1 protein-coding gene is annotated in these 1,197 nt (G+C 67.8%); it reads left to right on the top strand.

Translation table 11 applies throughout. The features are described from left to right. Nucleotides 1–1,148, top strand: a 1,148-nt coding sequence (locus ACSFA2_RS25600) for a M20/M25/M40 family metallo-hydrolase (protein WP_435458137.1), incomplete at its 5' end; no start/stop codon positions are given. Nucleotides 1,149–1,197: the final 49 nt, after the last annotated feature.

Below are 1,197 nucleotides of genomic sequence, written 5' to 3'. Positions count from 1 at the left end.
ACCTGGTGCTGCGCTTCAAGGGCGACGGCAGCAAGAAGCCGCTGCTGTTGCTGGCCCACATCGACGTGGTCGAGGCCCGGCGCGAAGACTGGAAGACCGATCCCTTCAAGCTGCAGGAAACCGGCGGCTACTTCACCGCCCGCGGCGCCATCGACGACAAGGCGATGGCCGCGGCGCTGGTCTCGGTGGTGGGGCAACTGAAGCAGGAGGGCTTCAAGCCCAAGCGCGACCTCATCCTCGCGCTCACCGCCGACGAAGAGCGCGGCGATGCGCTCAGCAACGGCGCCTTCTGGCTCATCAACAACAAGCCCGAGCTGCTGCAGGCGGAGTTCGGCATCAACGAGGGCGGCGGCGGCGAGCTGCGCGGTGGCAAGCCGAACCTGCACCGCATGCAGGTCGCCGAGAAGATGTACACCACCTACATGCTGGAGGCGCGCGACGTGGGCGGCCACAGCTCGGTGCCGACGAAGAACAACCCGATCTATGCGCTCGCGGCGAGCCTGGAGCGGCTGGGCAACTACAGCTTCCCGGTCAAGCTCGCGGATGTCACCAAGACCTACTTCGCGCGCAGCGCGCCATTCGCCACCGGCCAGCTGGCCGACGACATGCGCGCGGTTGGCAACGGCAATCCCGATCCCGCGGTCATCGAGCGCATGTCGGCCAACCCGGCCTACAGCGCACAGTTCCGCACCACCTGCGTCGCGACGATGGTGCAGGCCGGCCACGCCGAGAACGCGCTGCCGCAATCGGCCAAGGCCACGGTCAACTGCCGCATCCTGCCGCACGACGACCCCGAGGAAGTGGAACGCCTGCTGACCCAGGCCGTCGGCAACGACAAGATCGTGGTACGCAACCTGGGCAAGCCGCTGCGCAGCCCGGCGTCGCCGCTGAACGGCGACCTCGTGAAGACGGTGGAGTCGATCACGCAGCAGATGTGGCCAGGCGTGCCCGTGGTGCCCGCCATGAGCACCGGCGCCACCGACAGCCGCTTCATGCGCAACGCGGGCATCCCGATGTACGGCGTGACCGGCATGTTCCTGGAGCCGGCCGATGCGCGGGCGCACGGGCTCGACGAGCGCATCGAGATCCAGCGGCTGTACGACGGCCGCGAGTTCCTCTACCGGCTGGTGTCGGAGTTGGCCAAGTAAGCGCGCGCCGATGAGCGACGCTTACGAACACCATTTCGTCCAGGCCAAC

The sequence above is a fragment of the Variovorax cryoconiti genome, assembly GCF_051216395.1.
In the GTDB taxonomy this organism is placed as follows: Bacteria; Pseudomonadota; Gammaproteobacteria; order Burkholderiales; family Burkholderiaceae_C; genus Variovorax.
This window is presented reverse-complemented; position numbering and strand designations above follow the sequence as displayed.